This window comes from Mucilaginibacter sp., assembly GCF_964263795.1.
Taxonomy (GTDB): domain Bacteria; phylum Bacteroidota; class Bacteroidia; order Sphingobacteriales; family Sphingobacteriaceae; genus Mucilaginibacter.
On the sequence record NZ_CAXVWK010000077.1, the window covers coordinates 1 to 21,440 of the forward strand.

19 protein-coding genes are annotated in these 21,440 nt (G+C 44.5%); all 19 read left to right on the plus strand.

Annotated elements, in window-relative coordinates; genetic code table 11:
• Position 1: 1 nt before the first annotated feature.
• The 19 genes from ACE5CV_RS13020 to ACE5CV_RS13110 all read left to right on the plus strand — a co-directional run bounded on the left by ACE5CV_RS13020 (position 2) and on the right by ACE5CV_RS13110 (position 21,408).
• Positions 2–874 carry a winged helix-turn-helix domain-containing protein gene (locus tag ACE5CV_RS13020; protein ID WP_374950614.1) on the plus strand — a complete coding sequence of 291 codons (873 nt, stop codon included), beginning with the start codon at positions 2–4 and terminating at the stop codon, positions 872–874.
• A gap of 115 nt (positions 875–989) precedes the next feature.
• Positions 990–1,871 (plus strand): NAD kinase, encoded by an 882-nt coding sequence (locus ACE5CV_RS13025; RefSeq protein ID WP_374950615.1) that lies wholly within the window; start codon positions 990–992, stop codon positions 1,869–1,871.
• 10 nt (positions 1,872–1,881) lie between these two features.
• On the plus strand, positions 1,882–2,676 hold the full coding sequence (locus ACE5CV_RS13030; RefSeq protein WP_374950616.1) for a DUF6089 family protein: 795 nt from the start codon (positions 1,882–1,884) through the stop codon (positions 2,674–2,676).
• Between the two features lie 112 nt (positions 2,677–2,788).
• Positions 2,789–3,310 (plus strand): ExbD/TolR family protein, encoded by a 522-nt coding sequence (locus tag ACE5CV_RS13035; protein WP_374950617.1) that lies wholly within the window; start codon positions 2,789–2,791, stop codon positions 3,308–3,310.
• A 267-nt stretch (positions 3,311–3,577) separates the two neighbouring features.
• Complete coding sequence (locus tag ACE5CV_RS13040) at positions 3,578–4,318, plus strand: isoprenyl transferase (RefSeq protein WP_374950618.1); 741 nt, start codon at positions 3,578–3,580, stop codon at positions 4,316–4,318.
• 63 nt (positions 4,319–4,381) lie between these two features.
• The gene (bamA, locus tag ACE5CV_RS13045) at positions 4,382–6,937 is read left to right on the plus strand and encodes an outer membrane protein assembly factor BamA (RefSeq protein ID WP_374950619.1); all 2,556 of its coding nucleotides are present in this window, start codon (positions 4,382–4,384) and stop codon (positions 6,935–6,937) included.
• A gap of 16 nt (positions 6,938–6,953) precedes the next feature.
• On the plus strand, positions 6,954–7,484 hold the full coding sequence (locus tag ACE5CV_RS13050) for an OmpH family outer membrane protein (RefSeq protein ID WP_374950620.1): 531 nt from the start codon (positions 6,954–6,956) through the stop codon (positions 7,482–7,484).
• Positions 7,485–7,535: 51 nt separating this feature from the next.
• Positions 7,536–8,048: an OmpH family outer membrane protein gene (locus tag ACE5CV_RS13055; RefSeq protein WP_374950621.1), complete on the plus strand. Its 513-nt coding sequence runs from the start codon at positions 7,536–7,538 to the stop codon at positions 8,046–8,048.
• A gap of 64 nt (positions 8,049–8,112) precedes the next feature.
• Positions 8,113–8,943 (plus strand): glutamate racemase, encoded by an 831-nt coding sequence (murI, locus tag ACE5CV_RS13060; RefSeq protein WP_374950622.1) that lies wholly within the window; start codon positions 8,113–8,115, stop codon positions 8,941–8,943.
• Positions 8,944–9,062: 119 nt separating this feature from the next.
• Positions 9,063–10,139 (plus strand): NADH-quinone oxidoreductase subunit NuoH, encoded by a 1,077-nt coding sequence (gene nuoH, locus ACE5CV_RS13065; protein WP_374950623.1) that lies wholly within the window; start codon positions 9,063–9,065, stop codon positions 10,137–10,139.
• 88 nt (positions 10,140–10,227) lie between these two features.
• Positions 10,228–10,818, plus strand: coding sequence for a NuoI/complex I 23 kDa subunit family protein (locus ACE5CV_RS13070; protein WP_374950624.1), 591 nt, complete (start codon positions 10,228–10,230; stop codon positions 10,816–10,818).
• A complete protein-coding gene (locus ACE5CV_RS13075; RefSeq protein ID WP_374950625.1) occupies positions 10,815–11,366 on the plus strand; it encodes an NADH-quinone oxidoreductase subunit J in 552 nt (183 codons plus the stop codon). Before ACE5CV_RS13070 ends, ACE5CV_RS13075 begins: the two co-directional genes overlap by 4 nt.
• Positions 11,363–11,668, plus strand: a complete 306-nt coding sequence (gene nuoK, locus ACE5CV_RS13080; protein WP_374950626.1) for an NADH-quinone oxidoreductase subunit NuoK — start codon at positions 11,363–11,365, stop codon at positions 11,666–11,668. The genes ACE5CV_RS13075 and nuoK overlap by 4 nt, the downstream gene beginning before the upstream one ends.
• Before the next feature lie 2 nt (positions 11,669–11,670).
• Positions 11,671–12,546, plus strand: coding sequence for a hypothetical protein (locus ACE5CV_RS13085; RefSeq protein WP_374950627.1), 876 nt, complete (start codon positions 11,671–11,673; stop codon positions 12,544–12,546).
• Positions 12,543–14,606 carry an NADH-quinone oxidoreductase subunit L gene (gene nuoL / locus ACE5CV_RS13090; RefSeq protein WP_374950628.1) on the plus strand — a complete coding sequence of 688 codons (2,064 nt, stop codon included), beginning with the start codon at positions 12,543–12,545 and terminating at the stop codon, positions 14,604–14,606. Before ACE5CV_RS13085 ends, nuoL begins: the two co-directional genes overlap by 4 nt.
• The gene (locus ACE5CV_RS13095) at positions 14,606–16,210 is read left to right on the plus strand and encodes a NuoM family protein (RefSeq protein ID WP_374950629.1); all 1,605 of its coding nucleotides are present in this window, start codon (positions 14,606–14,608) and stop codon (positions 16,208–16,210) included. Before nuoL ends, ACE5CV_RS13095 begins: the two co-directional genes overlap by 1 nt.
• 60 nt (positions 16,211–16,270) lie before the next feature.
• Positions 16,271–18,160: a DUF4139 domain-containing protein gene (locus tag ACE5CV_RS13100; RefSeq protein ID WP_374950630.1), complete on the plus strand. Its 1,890-nt coding sequence runs from the start codon at positions 16,271–16,273 to the stop codon at positions 18,158–18,160.
• Between the two features lie 3 nt (positions 18,161–18,163).
• A complete protein-coding gene (locus tag ACE5CV_RS13105) occupies positions 18,164–19,663 on the plus strand; it encodes an NADH-quinone oxidoreductase subunit N (protein WP_374950631.1) in 1,500 nt (499 codons plus the stop codon).
• Between the two features lie 437 nt (positions 19,664–20,100).
• A complete protein-coding gene (locus ACE5CV_RS13110; RefSeq protein ID WP_374950632.1) occupies positions 20,101–21,408 on the plus strand; it encodes an ammonium transporter in 1,308 nt (435 codons plus the stop codon).
• The last annotated feature ends 32 nt before the right edge of the window (positions 21,409–21,440 follow it).

Consider the following 21,440-nt stretch of genomic DNA (forward strand, 5'->3'; position numbering starts at 1 on the left):
CCTGTACGGGAAAGGCAAGTACATGGTCGCATCGATCCTGCTTTTGTTTACTGCTACTGTCTGCGCAGCTTTCCGTATTACAGGTGGCGACGACTTTGCTATGGCCAGGCGGGAAGTCTTGCTCCGCAGGATAGGGCATGAACTGCTATTACAGTCAGGTGACAGTACATCAAGAGTGCTCCCGGTAAAAAAGATCGCTGAGGGCGAATACCAGATCAGTTTTGAGAAGGCGTTTACTTTTCAAACGGATTCACTGGCGAATACTACCCGCCGTTTGCTCGCCGATGATCCGCTGGCAGGTAATTATGTGGTTAATGTGCTGAACCCTGCCAGCCCCGGTGTAGCCTATGGGTATGCGATATCCAAAAATAAAAAGGATGATATTGTACCGTGTAAAGGGAGGAAGCAACCGAGCGCGCGTTATATAGTCGATATTAAGTTTAAACCCTCGGGCATAGACACTGTAAAGAGTGGTTACCTTTTAGGCAGCCTGCCATTTTTAGCATTTGTTGGCTTTCTTTTTTTTAGAACGGTTAAACCTGGAAGAACTTTACCCGGGAATGATCAGGATACGGGCATGATCAGATTAGGTTCCGTCTTATTTGACGAAAAGCACAGACAGCTGATCATCAACGGCACTACCATACACCTAACCGGAACGGAAACGCGTGTACTGCGCATTTTCGCATTGTCTCCAAACCAGACGATAGAACGGAGCCGTCTGCAAAAGGAGATTTGGGAGGATGAGGGCGTTATCGTAGGCCGTAGCCTGGATATGTTCATATCAAAACTCAGGAAAAAACTGGAGTTGGACCCGAACATCAACATCGTGGTTTTACGCGGTAAAGGATATAAGCTGGAAGTTGAGGCTTAAGAAATTATCTGTTTTCGCTTTCCGGAGTTTTGAGGATGTAGAAATTCCAAATCGTTATTATTTAAAACAATACTACCATAATTCACATTCAAAGTTCTGATATTCGCACTATCATATGAATATAGCAGTATACGGCAGGCAGTTTAACGACCCTTCGGTTTTTCCATACATCCGCCAGGTATTTGAATGTTTAGCGCAACATAATGTCAGTATATACCTCCATCATCAGTTAAACGATAATCTTCAGGGTAATATTGATACTTCGGCTTACCAGGTGCTGCAAGCGGGTGATATGATTAAAGGAGTGATAGATATATTTATCACGATAGGCGGCGACGGAACCCTGCTGGATATGGTCACCCTTATCCGCGATACCGGCGTACCTGTAATCGGGATCAATTTCGGTCGTCTGGGCTTTTTGGCCAGTATCAATAAAAACGACATTACCGCTGCCATACACGCAGTAGTTAATAAAGAATTCACTATTGATAGCCGCGAGTTGCTGGTGATAGATTCTGACCAGAAAATATTTGGCGATGATAATTTTGCACTTAATGATGTAACTATCCATAAGCGCGACGACTCGGCCATGATTACCACACATGTATCTTTAAACGATGAGTTCCTAAACTCTTACTGGGGTGATGGTATCATCATATCTACCTCTACAGGTTCAACCGCCTACTCGCTTAGTTGTGGCGGGCCAATCATTTTCCCGCAGAGCAATAGTATAGCACTAACCCCGGTAGCACCTCATAATTTAAATGTGCGGCCAATAATTTTACCGGATACCAGCACGCTTTCTTTTGAAGTGGAGTGCCGCGGTACCAACTATATCGTATCGTGCGACAGCCGCACAGCCATCATCGATAAAACAATGCAGTTCAGGGTTTACAAGGCGGGTTTTCAGCTTAATCTCATCCGGCTGAATAATGAAAGCTATTTATCAACGTTAAGGAACAAGTTGTTATGGGGATTGGATGCCCGTAATTATTAAATTTGCCTTAATGCCAAAGCTTTTAGCAGCAATTTTACTTGTATTAATTTCTGTTAGTGTAAACGCCCAAACCTGGGAAGTAGGCGGTGCTCTTGGTGGTGCAGGCTACATCGGCGACCTTAATACCAATAATCCTGTAAAACCCAGCGGCGGTTCGGTAGGGGTGTTTGTTAAACGGAATTTTAACGGTTACCTGGCTGCCAAACTTAACTTTACCTACGGGCAGATAAGCGGTGCCGATAGTACATCAAACGGCCAGCAAGTTCGTAACCGCAACCTCAGTTTTGTTGATCCGCTTAAGGAGTTGAGCATGCAGGCCGAGCTCAATTTTATGAAGTATATTCCCGACGTTACCAAAAATCGTTACACACCCTATATTTTTGTAGGAGGCGGTTTAACCTCATACGCGCCAAGGGCCATTTACAATGGCGAAAAAATTGGCCTGCGCAGCCTGCGTACCGAAGGGCAGCCTGTGCCTTATAAACAATATGCTGTTGTTATACCTTACGGTGCCGGGTTTAAGTATAATTTTCACGGCAAATGGACCGTAGCTGCCGAATTAGGCTATAGGTATACCAATACTGATTATCTGGACGATGTTAGCGGTGTTTACGCAAACCCATCGTCTCTGCCAAATCCAACTTCTGTTATCCTTGCCGATCGGTCGGGTGAACGTACGGGCGGCAGTTACATAGGTACACCAGGTTCACAGCGTGGCGATTTTAAGCCGCATGATATTTATATGTTTGCCGGCTTTACTCTTTCTTACACATTTGTAACCCAAAAGTGTTATTTTGAGAATTAAATTCTGGTAAATAAAAATAATACAGAATTATATTCTGATTTATGCAACATTGCATTAATTTTAAGCGTTTAATGATTAATTAACCAAATTATAAACCTTAAATTTGAATGTCATGGCCGAATTAACCGCAACCCCGCAAAAACAAGGCAGCCGTACCCGCACAGCAAAAGCACCGCTACGGGTAGACCTTACTGCAATGGTCGACCTTGCCTTCCTGCTCATCACCTTTTTTATCCTGACAACTACATTAGCCAAACCCAAAGCAATGAACCTGGTAATGCCAGTAGACGACGAGCCGGGCGCCGTATCCAACCTGCGTACCATGACCATTTGCCTGGGTAAAAATGATCAGATACTTTATTATACAGGAGAGGCTGGCAAACCATTAGTCCCGCCAACCCTTACCAATTTTAACAGGCTTGGCATCCGCCGGGTAATTGTAAACATGCAGGCAAGGGTAAAAAAGGCCACGGGCAAAAGCATGATCGTACTGATAAAACCAGCCCAAAGCTCGGTTTATGAAAATTTGGTTAATACATTGGATGAGATGAAGATAACCGGCGTTCAACAATATGCCGTGGCAGATATAACCCCGGCGGATATAAAATTAATGCAGGATAAACAAGTTTATTGACCATAAAAGATCAACTGTAATTTAGCGCCGTTGCTTTAAGCAACGGCGTTTTGCTTTATAACTATCCAAAGCTGTCAGCTCCATGCATTTACCAAAAAGCCGATTTATTTCTTTTTCACGGCATACTAAAATAAATACAATTAAGTTTTACCTTTGTCACCTGAAAAAAATAGCATAAGTTGTCGAAAGCTTTGCTTAAAAGAGGTTTAATTTTAACAAAGCATTGTATTTAATTGCCTTAAAAAAGCAGTTAAAAGCCCCTTGAAAATGAGTTATAAGGATCAGATTGATTTGCAGAAATTGCCGCGTCATGTAGCCGTTATTATGGATGGCAACGGCCGCTGGGCGAAAGGGCAAGGCAAATTAAGAGTGTTTGGCCACCATAACGGCGTGCTATCTGTACGTGATGTAGTTGAGGGCGCGGGTGAATTAGGTATAGAATACTTAACCCTTTATACCTTTAGCGCCGAAAACTGGAACAGGCCCAAATTTGAGGTTACCGCTATTATGGAGCTGCTGATCAGCACCATTAATAAAGAGATTGCCAAGCTGATGAAAAACAACGTGCGCTTAAACGCCATCGGCGATCTTAGCCAGCTGCCCGGCAAATGCCACAGGGAATTAACTAACGCTATTGAAAAAACATCGGTAAATACCGGCCTGGTGGTAACACTGGCATTAAGTTACAGTTCGCGCCAGGAAATAGTGCATGCGGCCGCCAGCCTGGCTGCCAAAGTGCAAAGCGGCGAGCTGCAGCCGGGTGATATTGATGAAAAAATGTTTGAAGATAATTTATACACGGCCGGTATGCCCAACCCTGAGCTTTTGATACGGACCAGTGGGGAGTACCGCATTAGTAATTACCTGCTTTGGCAAATTGCCTATGCCGAGCTTTATTTTACCTCAAAATTATGGCCCGATTTCAGGCGTGAGGATTTGTATGAAGCCATACTGGATTATCAAAAGCGCGAACGCCGTTTTGGGAAGACAAGTGAGCAGGTAAACTAAATTTTTACTTTTAACACTTTTTAACAACTGTATAAATTATTTTTAGCCCACTAAAATATTCGAATGAATAAAGTTTTTTTTGCTATACTTTTCTCTTTTATAAGCGCTACCACCTTTGCACAGATATCCGGAATATCATCACGGGCGCCGCTTGCAAAATCTATACCTGCCGATAGTTTAAGCTACCTTAATCCTAAGGATTATATTATTGGGGGCATCGAAATTTCGGGCGCTAAATATTTGGACAAAGATGTTCTGCTGCAGATATCTAAACTTAACAAGGGCGAAAAAATTAACCTTCCCGGCGAGCAGAATGCCAACGTGATTAAAGACCTGTACAAACAGGGCCTTTTTGATGATGTACAGTTAAATGTGCTGCGCATCAAGGCGGATACCGTTTATCTTGAAATTGCGGTGGTGGAGCGCCCGCGTTTGTCAAGGCTGCATATTACCGGCATCCGCAAGGGTGAAATTGAAGATGTTACTAAAAAGCTAAGCGATAAAACAGGTAAGATCGTTAACGAGAACTTGCTGAGCACTACTACGGCTATCATTAAAAAGCACTTTAACGAAAAGGGCTATCTTAATACTACGGTAGATATTAAACAAACCAAAGATCCCGGTGATCCCAATAGCGTTATACTGGATGTTGCCGTTGATAAGAAAAATAAGGTGATGATAAACGATGTTACCTTTGAAGGTAACAAGGCGTTCTCTGATGCTAAATTGCGTAAATATCTGCCAAAAACACGTAAGCGCCGCTTTTATAACATCTTCGGATCGAAGAAGTTTAAGCAGGATAAATATGAGGAAGATAAACAGTCACTGGTAGAAACCATGCAGAAAAAAGGTTATCGTGATGCGGAGATCATTAGTGATACGGTAACCAGGCATGATGATAAAACCGTTGATGTGAAGATCAAGGTTTATGAAGGCCCTAAATATTATTTCGGTAACATCACCTTTTCCGGTAATGCTAAATACCCAAGCGAAATTTTAAACCGTGTGTTAACTATTGCCAAAGGCCAAACCTTTAGCGAAGAGGAACTGAACAAAAGGCTTAGCGGCCCAACGCCAAGTAATGATGACGTATCATCACTATACCTTAACGATGGTTACCTTACCTTTAATGCCGACCCTGTACAAACCCGCATTTACAATGATACGGTAGATATCGATATCCGCGTTTACGAGGGCCCGCAATACACCATTAACCGTGTAATGCTAAAAGGTAATGATGTTACCAATGACAAGGTTGTACTTCGCGAGATCCGTACTAAACCGGGGCAGAAGTTTAACAAGGAATTGCTGATACGCAGTGCCCGTGAAATTGGCCAGTTAGGTAACTTTGATGAGCAAAAGACCGAACCGAAACCAACCAATATTAACCCTGCCGATGGTACCGTTGACCTGGTTTATAACGTGGTTGAAAAACCGTCAGATCAGATCGAGCTATCGGGTGGTTTTGGTGGTGGCCAGCTGGTAGGTACCCTGGGCTTAACATTCAACAACTTTTCGTTACGTAATATATTTAATGGTAAAGCGTACAAACCGCTGCCAAAAGGCGACGGGCAAAAGCTAAGCTTAAGGGGTCAGTCGAGCGGTCGTACTTATCAAAATTTCTCGTTCACCTTTTCTGAGCCATGGTTAGGTGGTAAAAAACCTATCTACTTCGCGGTATCTGCTTATACACAGGGAAGCTCAACAGGCCAGTACTATGCAAAAAGCGATTCGCGCTATAACAATCTGCGAATTAACGGTGTGGGTGTTACCTTAGGTAAACGTTTAAACTGGCCGGATAACTACTTCCAGTTAAATTACTCGTTAAACTTTGACCACTATAACCTGGATAACTATCCCGGCTATCTGTTCAACAACGGTACATCTTACAACATCAAGTTAACGCAGGATTTTAGCCGTAACTCGGTTGATGCGCCTATCTATCCAACATCCGGCTCAAACATCAAGTTAACGTTACAGGCTACGCCGCCATACTCGCTGTTTAACAATACCAACTACAAAATTGCCACGCCAGAGCAGCGCTACCACTTTGTAGAGTATTACAAAGTTAAGTTTGATGCCCAGTGGTTTACTAAAATTACCGGTAAGCTGGTCCTGATGTCGCAAACCAGGTTTGGTTATCTGGGTACTTACAACAAGCTGGTTGGCCAGTCGCCGTTTGAACGCTTTAAATTAGGTGGTGACGGTATGCAGAGTTACCAGTTTTTACAAGGTACAGATATCATCGGCTTAAGGGGTTATGAGAACTTCTCTATCGTGCCCGAAGGATCGAACCTGAATGCCAATACCAACCAGGGTAGTGCCATTTACGATAAGTTTACTATGGAGCTGCGCCATCCGGTTATTGCAGGCCAATCTGCTACAATTTTCTTACTGGCATTTGCTGAAGGTGGTAACGTTTGGGATAATATTAACAAGGTTAATCCGTTTAACGTTAGGCGTTCTGTTGGTGTGGGCGCAAGAATATTTTTACCGATATTTGGTTTGCTTGGGCTTGATTACGGTTACGGATTTGATAAGATACCGGGACAGGTTGATGCCAACAAGGGCCACTTCCACTTTACAATTTCACAGAGTATAAGCGGCGGATTTAATTAAATTTGTTAAAGGATTTATGAAGAAGATTATATTAATACTATTTTTTACTTTTACAGCTTTTACAGCTGCACTGGCACAGCGTTTTGCATACGTTGATTCGGATTACATTTTAAAACACATGCCAGAGTACGCGTCTTCGCAGAAGCAGTTGGCGTCTTTGTCAGAGCAGTGGCAAAAAGAAGTTGACGGCCGCTTTCAGGAAATTGACCGTTTGTACAAAGCGTACCAGGCCGATCAGGTTTTGATGACTGCCGATATGCGCAAACGCCGCGAGGCCGAGATTGTAGATAAAGAAAAGCTGGCCAAAGATTTTCAGCGCTCAAAATTTGGTCCGGATGGTGAGTTGTCTAAGAAGAGTACATCTTTGATTAAACCAATTCAGGATAGAGTGTCTAAGGCTGTACAGGCAGTTGCCGAAAGTGATAACCTTGATATGATCTTTGATAAAAACAGCGAGGTGATCATGCTATATGCAAGCCCGCGTTATGATAAAAGCAGCGATGTAATTACAAGGTTAGGGCTTAAACCCGGCGTACTTGCTAAATAAAAATAAAATTTAAAATCGAACTATTTTTTAAACACCAGAGAACAAACAGAAATGAAAAAACTATTTAAAGTTGCTTTAGTTGCAGCAGGATTGTTATTTGCAGGCAACTTTGCCAATGCCCAGGCTAAAATTGGTTACCTGCAATTTGACCAGGTTGTAACCGCTTTACCTGAATTTAAAACATTAAACTCTCAGATCGATATCTATAAAAAAACATTTATGGATCAGCTTACTGCATTAAATACCGAATTGCAGAACAAAAGCAAAGAGTATCAGGACAAAAGAGCAAGCATGACAGATGCTGTACGTGTTGCTAAAGAAAACGAATTACAGGATCTGAGCAAACGTTTCCAGGATTACCAAACTACTGCTTCACAATCTGTTGAAGCTAAAGGTAACGAGTTAACTACTCCATTGGTTACTAAAGTACGTACTGCAGTTGCAGCCGTAGCTAAAGAAAAAGGTTATACCTATGTTATCAACAGCACATCAACAGATTTGATCGTTTCCCCTCCGGGTGATGACCTGATGCCTGCAGTTAAACTGAAATTAGGTATCAAATAAGCCACAGAATTTAATTATTTGTAAAAGCGCCCTGCATCAGGGCGCTTTTTTTATTTTTGTGTATATGGCATCCCCAATAGGAGTATTTGATTCGGGCATTGGCGGCCTTACTGTCTTTCGCTCCATTGTTGAGCAGTTGCCCGGCTACGATTATATTTACCTGGGAGATAACGGCCGCTCGCCGTATGGTAACCGGTCATTTAAAACGATACACCAATACACCTGGGAATGCGTACAATGGATGTTTAAACAAGGCTGCCCATTGGTGATACTGGCTTGTAATACAGCTTCGGCAAAAGCCCTGCGCACCATTCAGCAGCAGGACCTTCCTAAATCCCATCCGGATAAACGGGTATTGGGTGTGATCCGCCCTACGGCAGAAGTAATTGGCAATTACACCACAAGCAAACAAATTGGCGTGTTGGGTACCACCGGAACTGTACAATCAGGCTCCTACTTGCTAGAGATAGAACATTTTGCACCCGCTCTTAAAGTTTATCAGCAAGCCTGCCCGCTTTGGGTACCGCTGATAGAAAGCGGCGAGCATGACAAACCCGGTGCCGATTACTACGTGCAACTGTACCTGGATCAATTAATGCAGCAATCGCCGGATATAGACACCGTGCTGCTGGCCTGCACTCATTATCCGCTGTTATATAACAAAATTAAGGCCCACCTGCCCGGCCATATAAAAGTAGTTTCGCAAGGCGATATCGTTGCCGCCAGCCTTGTTGATTACCTGCAGCGCCATGCCGGGATTGAGCAGGTGCTTACGAAAACCGGTAACCGTAAGTTTTATACCACAATGGATGATGTAATGAACTTTGATCACAACGCCTCCGTGTTTTTAGGTAATGAGATAAAGAGCGAGTTTGTTGATGTAAGGGAGTGTTAGCTATGAGGGTACGTTAACGTGTTTCGCCTGTCACTAAACAAGAACAGGCTAATCCTATAAATCTGTTTGATCTGCGGTTAAACTATCCCCGGCATTTATTAAGTTTGCAGCTAAAGCAAATGCCCTTGAATTTTTATTTTACATATTTTTTAATAGCAGCGGGCCTGTTTGCTTTTGTGGGCTTGTTTACCATGTTTGGCGTATATGCCGAGCGCAAGGTGAGCGCTTTTATCCAGAACCGTTTAGGGCCAACCGAAACCGGCAAGTTTGGCTCGTTGCAAACCCTTGCAGATATGGTTAAACTGGTGCAAAAGGAAGTGATCATCCCGGCGGCTGCCGATAAAGTATTGTTTTTAATGGCCCCCGGCATCATCTTTATTGCCGTTTACCTGGGGTTTGCCGCATTACCCTGGGGGCCTGGCCTTGCCCCTGCAAACATCAACATTGGGCTTTACTATATCTTCGCTATCATATCTATCGAAACGCTTGGCATCCTGATGGCCGGCTGGGGATCAAATAATAAGTATTCTATTCTGGGCGCCATGCGCTCTGCCGCGCAGATCATCTCTTACGAGATTCCGGCAGGGTTTGCTATTATAGCAGCTGTGATGGTTGCGCAAACGCTAAATTTGCAACAAATAGCCATGCAACAGGGAATTCTTTCGGCAGAGCCGGCAAAGTTTTTTGGCTTTTGGGACGTATCGAAAATAGGGGGTATCCTGTCATGGAACATATTCCAGGCGCCGCACCTGCTGGTAGCATTTGTAATCTATTTTATAGCGTCGCTGGCCGAAAGTAACCGTGCCCCGTTTGATATCCCCGAGGCGGAATCTGAATTGGTGGCCGGCTTTCATACCGAATTTACCGGGGTGCAATTTGCACTGGTATTTTTGGCCGAGTACTCGATGATGTACCTGGTATCGATGATAGGGGTGGTGCTGTTTTTAGGCGCGTGGAATTCCCCACTGCCAAACATGGGTCCGGTAACATTGGCTACCTGGACAACCGGCACTATTTGGGGCATTGTTTGGATCCTGCTGAAGACACTGGCCCTGGTTGGCGTACAGATGTGGATAAGGTGGACCCTGCCGCGTTTACGCGTAGATCAGCTCATGAACCTGTGCTGGAAGGTATTAACGCCGATGGCATTTGCCTGCATGCTGATATCAGGTGTGTGGCGGCTTTGGGTGATGTGAGGGGAGAGTGTAATTATGTTAAGTAAAATAGCAGGTAAAAAATAAAATCAACGGAATCATTTAATCATTAAAATCAACGGTTCATAAATTGTTAAAGAACGCACTCAACGGATTTACTACTGCATGGAAGGGGCTATCCCTTACCATGAAGCACCTGTTTACCGGGAATGCTAAACGCGAAATTGTATCCGTTACCGACGATAATTATTTTAAGCGCCAAAACGATACCAATACCATTCAATATCCTCACCAGGAATTGCCGGTGCCCGAAGTAGGCCGTTACCAGCTGGAAGTAGAGATTGACGACTGTATAGTGTGCGACCTTTGCGCCAAGATTTGTCCGGTGAATTGCATCGACATCGAGTCGATCAAATCAACCCAGGGCTCGATAGGCGAAACATCCGACGGATCTAAAAAATTATTGTATGCGGCCAAGTTCGATATTGATATGGCCAAGTGTATGTACTGCGGCTTGTGTACTATAGTATGCCCAACGGAGTGCATTGTAATGACCAATCAGTATGATAAAACTGTTTTTGAACTGGCCGACCTTAATTACGAGTTTGCTGACATGACACCTGAGGATGCAGCAGAAAAACGCATGCTGCTGGAAAAACAAACCGCCGAGAAGCAGGCAGCTAAATTAGCTGCTATGAAAGCTAAGGAGGGCAACGAATGAATATGATGCAGGCGCTTTTCTATCTGATGGGTTGTGTAACACTGGCCTCGGCGTTAACAGTTGCCTTTAGCAAAAACCTGGTGCGGAGCATCTTTATGTTTTTTATCACACTGTTTGGGTTAGCCGGATTATATGTTTTGGCCCTGGCCGATTTTGTGGCAGTTACGCAAATAGTGATCTACGTTGGTGGAATTTTGGTGCTTATCCTGTTCGCATTCATGCTATCGGGTAAAGAAGCACTTGCTGCCGCGCAGGAGCAAACCAACCGCTTTATAAATTTGAAAAACCTGCCGTCGGTGCTGCTGGCATTACTGTTTTTAATTGTTCTGATCAATGTGATTTTTAAGGCCGATGTAGCAAATCTTCAATGGATCAAAGAAGCTAACGGCGTGAAAAATGTTATAGATGTTAACGAATCGATGATCAACAATATCGGCATCAACTTAATGACCCGTTATTTGCTGCCGTTCGAGGCGATATCCATACTGCTGATGCTGGCACTGGTTGGTGCCGCCCATTTATCGCGGAAGGAGGACATGCGCGGATGATAGCATTAACTGATTTTATGCTGGTGAGCGCCGTGCTGTTTTGTGTGGGGCTGTTTATTATTGTTACCAAGAAAAACGCTATCCAAATATTGATAGGGATAGAACTGATGCTGAACGCCGCCATATTAAACCTGGTGGCTTTTGGTAAATATGACCGCATTAATAACAGCGGGCAGGTGTTCGCCCTTTTTGCCATTATACTTGCAGCGGCTACAACCGCGGTTGCACTGGCTATTATACTGAACGTTTACAAGCAATACAAGACCATTGACCCTGATAAAATTACCCAACTGAGAGATTGATAATGAAGAAACTCCTTTTGCTATTGTTGATGATATTTGCTGTTGGTGCCTTTGCACAAACAAGGAAGAAGCACGCGGCAAAAAAGAAAGCGAGGCATTCGGTAAGGCACCGCTCGGCGGGGGGCTCTGCTCGGATGGAAGAAGCTGTAGAGAAAGAGGAAAAAACGGCGTATCCGTTCATCTCGTTGGATAGTGTTACCAAAAAACTGACCCTGAAAGATCCGCCTAATGATAGCGACCGCCCTTATGTACTGGTGAATAATAACCCTTATTATGGTCGCCTGCAGGATCTGAACCCTAAAAGCTTTACGGATATATCAGTTATAAAAAGCAAGGGGGCCAAAATGATTTACGGGCAGAAGGCAGCTGCCGGTGCTTTGATCATCGAGACTAAACAAGTGTTGCCGGCCGGCCAGCCGGCTAACGTGTTATTGCCAATGCCTAAAGGGCAGCCAAGCTCCAAACCTTTTATTTTGAATGAGGAGCCCGCAAGCGGTAAGCTAACCGATATCGACCCGGATAAGATCCTTAAAATTGATACGCTTATTGCGCCAAAGTTTGCCGGTGCTAAAGAAAACGATACCACATTTAGCGTAACTACAAAGGTTTATGGCAAAAAGCTTTATCAATGGAAGTTCGGGACGCTTTCAAAAGCCTATAAAACGTACATCAGGGGCCGCCGTGGAAAAGACAGCGGTGTAAATTACATCTTGAACAACGGAACCATTTTGACAGGTGGAAATGAAGAAGACCTGATCAGATTATTGGAGGTATATAACTCAGATATCAAAACAGTAACTTTCAGCGGACCGGGTGGTACAGGTAAAAACCGCAAGCCGGCAACCGTAAACATTGAGCTAAACCTGCCGGAAAATTGAATAGCGCGTTAACATATCTGCAAACACAAACGGTATACTTCGCTATCACAGCGGTAGTATTGCCCTTTGCCGCGTTTTTAATAAACTTTTTGTTACTAGCGAAAAGCAAGCTTGCAGGTTGGGTATCTACCGGGACTGTCTTTATCAGCAGTGTATTAGCTGTTGTTGTATTTAACCGGGTTTTTAACATTCAGCAAATTCATATTAAATTACAGTGGTTCCAGATAGGGGAAAATTATTTCTATGCAGGCATTTTGCTTAATAATCTTTCTGTAATGATGCTTGGCCTGGTATCGGTTATCGCATTGCCGGTACATTTATACTCCACCGCTTACATGAAGGACGATGCCGGTTACAGCCGCTATTTCCGGTACCTGAGCTTTTTCTGTTTCAGCATGTTGGCAATGGTGGTAATGGATAACCTGATCACCCTCTATGCCTTTTGGGAACTGGTGGGTTTTTCGTCGTACCTGCTTATCGGTTTCTGGTTCGATAGGCCGGCTGCTGTACAGGCTAACAAAAAGGCTTTTATCATGAACCGCATTGGCGATATCGGACTTTTGATTGCCATCATCATCATTTTTACCCAGTATCATACGGTGGATATCGACCAGCTGTTTAAACCCGACGGGCTTGTAGCCGGTTCGGTGTTTAAAAACGGCATGTGGGTGCGTGGTATTAGCCAGATCCCGGCTGTATGGCAGTATGTAGCTTGCGGAGGCATTTTCTTAGCGGTCGCGGCTAAATCGGCACAGTTTCCCCTGCACACCTGGCTACCCGATGCCATGGAAGGACCCACATCGGTATCGGCCCTTATCCATGCCGCTACAATGGTTGCTGCCGGTGTGTTTTTGTTAGGCCGGGTGTATCCATTATTTACTCCGGATCAATTAACCTTATTAGCTATCATCGGGTGCTTTACAGCATTTATGGCAGCCACAATTGCCCTTACACAAACCGATCTGAAACGCATCCTGGCATACTCTACCATATCCCAGTTGGGCTATATGGTAATGGCTATGGGCATCGGAGCGTATGCTACATCCTTGTTTCATCTGGTAACACATGCCTTTTTCAAGTGCCTGCTCTTTTTATGCGCCGGCATTGTTATCCACCAGATCAAACACATTAAAGAAGATAATGACCTTGATATCGATCCGCAGGATATGGCTAACATGGGCGGCTTGCGAAAAAAACTGCCGGTAACTTTTATAGCTACACTCGTAGGCGGAGCGGCATTAGCAGGTTTGCCACTAACATCCGGCTTTTTGTCAAAAGACGGTATTTTAGTGCAGGCCTTTGAATGGGCCGGGCACAAAGGTGGCGCGTTAATGCTGATACCGGTTATAGCAAGCATCACCAGTTGGTTAACCGCTTTTTACGTTGCCCGCATGATCCTTAAAGTATTTTATGGTGACATTAAATTGGCTACCCTGTACCCGCATGTACAATTGCACATTGGAGATGGCGGCTGGCGTTATGTTTTGCCATTGATATTGTTATCCATTTGCAGCCTCTTCCCGCTATTTTCCTTTAACCCATTATCGTTTACAAATAGCTGGTTGCTTTACGGCTTTTCGACTTATAAAGACTATACAGCGTCCATTTTTGAGCATACGGTACCGGTTGTTATTACATTGATAAGCCTTGGCGTTATTTTTTATGCCTACCGGATATATGTAAAACAGCCTAATCTGGTACCCGCGCAACCAAGCCTGCTGCAGCGCATCTCGTTCAACGAGTGGTATATCGACAGCTTTTATAACAAGGTGATTGTAAAAGCGGTTATGTCATTCAGCAGCGCTTTGTACTGGTTTGACCGCAAAGTTATAGACGGAATAGTAAACCTAATCGAAAAGGTTGGCAGGGCCATAGCTGCTGTGGCGGCATGGCTCGACAAAAATATTGTAGATGGATTTTTACACTTTACCGCGCTGTTTGTGCAGTCGATAGGTGGTTTTGCACGCCGCTTTCAAAACGGAAGGGTGCAGTACTACCTGTTTAGCATGCTGCTGGCGGTGATTGTAGTTTTTATTTTAAAAATACTGATCTGGAACTGATGAATATTTTAACCCTGCTCATATTTACACCCGTGCTGTTCGGCCTGATCATATTGATCCTGCCGTCGTCTGCCCGGGCAAGTTTTAAGTACATTACGTTGTTTGCTACATTGCTACAGCTGGGGTTCAGTATCATGATGTACCTGAACTTTAAAACAGGTCCGTCATACGGCGGTATCAGTCACGAAGAGCAGTTTCAGTTTGTACAAAAGCTGCCCTGGATAGGGCTTAACCTGGGCGGCGCAGGTAAAATGCAGATAGAATATTTTGTTGGGGTAGACGGGATTTCGATCACGCTACTGGTTATGACATCGTTGGTAATGGTGGTGGCCGCTATTGCATCGTGGGAGATAACCAGCAATCTCAAGGGTTTTTTCGCATTGTTTTTACTGCTGGACATGGCGGTGATGGGCGTTTTTTGCGCGCTGGATTTCTTTCTTTTCTACACGTTTTACGAGCTCATGCTGCTGCCGTTATATTTCCTGATAGGCATGTGGGGAGGTGCACGCCGCGAGTACGCTGCAATTAAATTCTTCCTATATACCCTTTTCGGTTCGGTATTTATGCTGCTGGTGATGGTGGGCCTGTACCTGAGCGTTAAAGACCCCGCTACCGGTAACCATACCTTTAATATGGTACAAATGATGAACCCCAAAAATTTCATCGACGGGTCGGTGTTCTCGGTGTTAAGCCACCAGACAATTCTGGGCATGCCGGCACGCACTGTTGGTTTCGTAGTATTATTTATTGCCTTTGCTATTAAAGTACCGGTTGTGCCGCTGCATACCTGGCTGCCGGATGCGCACGTGGAGGCACCTACACCGGTATCTATTATCCTGGCGGGTATCCTGCTCAAGATTGGCGGTTACGGCATTATCAGAATCTGCATGAGCATCTTTCCAGATGTTGCATATTCAGGCGCCTGGTGGCTGGGTTTGTTAGGGGTAATTTCCATCTTATACGGCGCGTTTAACGCGCTTGCACAGCGGGACCTGAAGCGGATGATCGCTTACTCATCGGTATCGCACATGGGTTTTGTGTTGCTGGGCATTGCCTCGCAAACGGCCGAAGGTATCAGCGGCGCGGTACTGCAGATGGTAAGCCACGGATTTTTATCAACTATGCTGTTCTTCCTGGTAGGCGTCATCTACAGCCGGGTGCACGACCGCGATATATATCATTTCCGTGGCTTAGGCACACTTATGCCGCGCTATACCGTGTATGTAATGGTCGCATTTTTTGCTTCACTGGGATTGCCGGGTTTTTCGGCTTTCGTGGCCGAAGCATTCTCCTTAGCCGGTGCGTTTAAATCGCACAGCGTTAATGGGTTGCTACCATATTGGATGGCCGTTTGCGGATCGGTAGGTATACTATTAAGTGCAGCCTACTTCTTGTGGACATTGCAGCGCATGTTCTTCGGGACGGTATCGCTTAAGGGCGGCGAGTTTTGGAAGATCGCGTTAAAGGATATTAACATCAGGGAAACCGCCACACTGCTGCCATTGGCCATTATCGCTTTGGCGTTAGGTATCATGCCATCATTAGTGCTCGACAAAATTAACGACTCTGTTTTGGCGCTGGTGCAATTTATACAGGCAAAATAAATTTTATTTATGGAATTGCGCGGGTGCTTGCATCATACAAGTAAATAAAACGCATAATTTATGAAAAAGCTATTACTTGTTGTCTGCCTGTTCATTTGCCATCAAATTACCAATGCCTACGATGGAGATAAGATCTCTTCAAAAGTGCAGAAAGTTACCGTATTTTTAAACGGTGCCCAGGTTACCCGAACCGCAAACGCACAAATCGCCGCCGGTACATCCACCTTAATTTTTGAAGGTCTTTCGCCTGATATAGATGTGCAAAGCTTACAGGTAAAAGCCGCCGGCGAATTTACAATCCTTTCCGTTAAGCACGAGTTGAACTATCTTGGCGAACAAGTAAGGTTAAAACAGGTTGAAGAATTGGTTGCCCAGCAAAAAGTATTAAGAGAAAAAATCGAACTGGAAAGCAGTAAACTGGCCATCAATAGGGAAGAGGCCGAGATGTTGAGTAAAAACCAGGTAGTGAGCGGTCAAAATTCCAACCTCGACCTGGTTAAATTGAAACAGGCACTTGATTTTCAAACACAGCGCTTAACCGATCTGAAAAAGCGTGAACAAATCATTAACAGCAATATTTACACATTCAGGAACGAACTGACGAAATTTGATAAGCAAATCGCCGAAGTGGTTAAAAAAACCAGCATGGCAACCAGCAATGTATTGGTTACAGTGTCATCTAAAACGGCATTGCAGTCGCTTTTTACCATTACTTACCTGGTAAAAAATGCCGGGTGGTACCCAACATACGATGTTAGGGCGAAGGATGTTAACAGCCCGATCAGCATTACTTACAAAGCCAATGTATCGCAGCAATGCGGCGAAGAATGGAAAAACGTGAAGCTTACCTTATCTACCGGTAACCCAACGGTAAGCGGCAGCAAACCGCAATTAAACCCCGATTATTTAACTTTTGGTATGTATTATGGCGGCGGGCCAAATGTAATTACCAAGGTTACAGGCCACATCACCTCGTCAGATGACCGACAGCCATTACCGGGCGTTGCTATAAGGGTTAAGGGCACTTCTATCGGTACGCAAACGGATGCTGCCGGAAACTATAGTTTACAGGTGCCTGCAAACAGCCCTACGCTTGTATTCAGCTTCATTGGTTTTTCAAACCAGGAATTGCTTGCAAATAGTAGCATAATGAATGTGGTTATGCAAGCCGATGCAAAAGCGCTGAACGAAGTAGTTGTTACGGGTTATTCGAGCGAACCGCAGTATAAAAGAGATGTATCTGCAAGCGTAGCAACGTTAAATAGTAAAGCTGCAGGCATTATGATACGCGGTGCGTCAAGCATCCAATCCATCCCGGTCGCGGTCAATCAAACGGAAAACCAAACCAACGTAGAATTTAATATTGATAATCCTTATACCATCCCGGCAGATGGCAAGCAATACCTGGTAGAGATAGACCAGATTGATACAAAGGCCGGTTACCATTATTATGTTGCCCCGAAGCTGAGTACAGATGTTTTCCTGACAGCCAGTATTACCGACTGGAATAAATTTAATTTTTTAAGCGGCGAGGCGAATCTTTTCTTTGAAGGAACCTTTATTGGGAAATCATTGATAGATACGCACGTAGCTGCTGATACGCTGAATTTATCTTTAGGTGTAGATAAAAATATAGTGGTAACACGTACATTACAGAAGGAGCTAAGTGAAAAACAAAGCTTCGGGTCTAACAAAAAGGATACGCGCGATTGGCTGATAACCATTAAAAATCGCAAAAACCAGCCCGTTAATTTGATAATAGAAGATCAAATACCAATATCGCGTAATGCTGATATAGAGGTAACCGCCCAGGAAGTAACCGGTGCCGAAGTAGATAAACTTACAGGCAAAACTTCATGGAGTTTAGTTGTAAATTCGCAGGCAGAAAAACAGTTGCGGTTAAAATATCAGGTTAAGTACCCAAAAAATCAGTCGGTGATAGTCCAATAGCGAATGAAATACCTTTTCCCCGAAATATCTAACCAGTTAAATAATGCCTTGGGCAGTATCCCGTTCTTTATGCCGGAGATTTACCTGACGGCATTATTTATTTTGGTTTTAGTCACCGACCTGCTTTTTGGTAAAACGTCCGCTAAGCTGTGCCGTACGGTTGCTTGCGCGGGTATGTTGTTTGTGTTATTTAAAGATCTGGAGCAGTTTCAGCTCATTGTTTCAGGGGGACAGTTCCTGTTCGGTAAAATGGTTCTGCTGCACCGTACTGCCATTATTTTTAAACTGATCATAGATCTGTTAAGCTTTATCCTGCTGTTGTACTTCGCCTGGGACCATCGCCTGGCGGCTCATAAAAAAGGCTTGTCTGATCTTTATACCATCGTAGTTGGGTCGGTTTTAGGGTTACATTTGATGGTGATGGCTGTTAATCTTTTATCCATTTACCTGGCTATAGAATTTGTTTCGCTGGCATCGTACTTACTGGTTGCCTACAAATCTGAGAATGCGTTCAGTACCGAGGCCGGCCTTAAATATGTTCTATTTGGTGCTGCGTCGTCAGCAGTGATGCTTTACGGCATTTCACTGCTATATGGATTCGGTGGCACACTCGACCTTTTTTCGGGCCACATGGCAGAGCGGTTGGCGCAGGTGAATAGCCTGAGCGTGTCATTCGCTATTGTACTGGTGTTGGCAGGTATCGGCTTTAAATTATCATTTGTACCCATGCATTTTTGGGTGCCCGATGTTTACGAAGGCGCTGCTACTCCCGTTACTGCTTATTTATCTACGCTGCCCAAAATCGCGGCCTTTGCCCTGCTGGTTAATTTTGTTACCCCATTTGTTTTTTACGACCATTGGAAGGGCTTTGATTTTCGGATAGTGCTTTCGGGTATCGGTATTTTAACACTGATAGCAGGTAATTTTGCGGCGGTGCTGCAAACCAATGTTAAGCGTATTTTGGCTTACTCGGGTATCGGCCATACCGGTTTTGCGTTAATGGCATTGGTTACATTTACACCACAGGGACTTTCGGCACTTACCTATTATCTGTTGATGTATGGGCTGGCGAATACTGCAGCACTTGCACTGGCCAATTATTTTGAAAATGCTGAAGGCATTACAGATGTTAAAGATTACAGGGGCCTTGGCTTTAAATATCCGCTGGCATCAGTATGTTTCGTAGTGGTGCTTATCTCGTTAACCGGTATCCCGGTAAGCGCCGGTTTTACGGGTAAGGTGTTTGTATTTTCGGCGGTATACGGCATTTACCAGCAAAGCCATGATGTATGGATGCTGGCGTTGCTGATAACCGGTGCTGTAACCACGGTAGTATCGTTATTCTATTATCTTAAAGTACCGTTAAACCTTTTCCTGCGCCGCAGCGAGTTGATTATCAGTGAAAATAAATGGTCAATTAAGCTGGTGATCCTATCGGCAGTGATCGCTGTTGCACTGGTAGCATTTGGTATCTTCCCGGATGTGCTGATGAGGTATTTGTAAATAATCCCACAGTCCTTACATGAGATGGTTCGACAGGCTCACCATGACAACGCGGAGGTCATCATCAACCCGTCTGTCATTTCGAACGATAGTGAGAAATCCTGATAGATATGGTTAACCCGCTTTGCATTGACGAGAGATCCCTCGTCGCTGCGCTTCCCTCGGGATGACAGGGTCAACCCGTCTGTCATTTCGAACGATAGAGAGAAATCCTCTTAGATATGCCTAACCCGCTTTGCATTGACGAGAAGATCCCTCGTCGCTACGCTTCCCTCGGAATGACAAGTCTGTCATTTCGAACGATAGAGATAGCTATGAAAAGCTATGCACGCATAATTAACTATACCTGTTTAGTAGTATATTTTCAATTTTCATAATATTACGAGTAAATATTTATAAATTCAGGCCGTTTTTAACCAATTGGCTATTGATTTTATATGAAACGTTATCTTCCTTTCCTTATCATCCTTGTTATACTCTTTCTTACTTTCATTTTTCCATCTGTAGAATATGATAAGTCGGTAAAAGCCAACTTTAATACCGGTGATATTGCCTGGATGCTGATGTCGACCGCCCTGGTATTGATCATGACACCCGGTTTGGCCTTTTTTTACGGTGGAATGGTTAACAAAAAGAACGTTATTTCTACGATGCTGCAGAGTATCGTCTGTATGGTGATCATTACCGTTATGTGGGGCATTTTTGGTTTTAGCCTTGCATTCGGTGACAGCCTGGGGGGTATTATCGGCAACCCATCAACCTATTTCATGATGAAGGGGATGCTGGGTAACGCCAGCTGGAAACTTGCTCCAACCATACCTTTGCTGCTGTTTGCCATGTACCAGCTTAAATTTGCCATTATTACACCCGCGCTGATCACCGGTGCATTTGCAGAGCGCATCCGTTTTAACTCATACATTATCTTTTTGGTCCTTTTTTCGATATTCATTTTCTCCCCGCTGGCCCATGCCACCTGGCACCCGGACGGTGTACTATTCAAATTGGGTGTACTTGATTTTGCCGGCGGTACGGTGGTACACATGTCGGCAGGGTGGGCGGCACTGGCATCGGCACTGTTCCTTAAAAAACGTAATGAAGCCAACCATTCGCCTGCGCGCATCACTTATGTGATGATTGGTACCGGTTTGCTGTGGTTTGGCTGGTTTGGTTTTAATGCCGGGTCGGCTTTTGGGGCTAACCATTTAGCAGTAACCGCATTGGCTACCAGTACAACCGCATCTGCAGCAGCCGGTGTAACCTGGATCTTTTTTGATATGCTGCGCGGCCGTAAACCATCGGCTATGGGTACCTGCATAGGCGCGGTAGTAGGTTTGGTGGCAATTACGCCTGCGGCAGGCTTTGTAAGCGTACCGCACTCACTGGCAATCGGCATTATATCGGCAGTGGTGAGTAACCTGGTGGTGGAGTGGCGCACCCGTACTACTATTGATGATACGCTCGACGTGTTTCCCTGCCACGGAGTAGGCGGTATGGTGGGTATGCTGTTGACCGGCGTATTTGCCAATCAGAATGTTAATCCCGGCAACACCACCGGCGATGGGCTTTTCTTCGGCCATACCCACTTGTTCCTGATCCAGTTGCTGGCATTAGTGGCAACTTCATTGTTTTCTTTCTTTGGGTCGATGTTATTGCTTAAGATCACCGATATGATATCACCATTAAGAGTATCTAAAGAAGATGAAGTACTGGGATTAGACATCAGCCAGCACGGCGAGAAACTGTAAGATCAACCAAGCTGCAATGCAATTATAACATA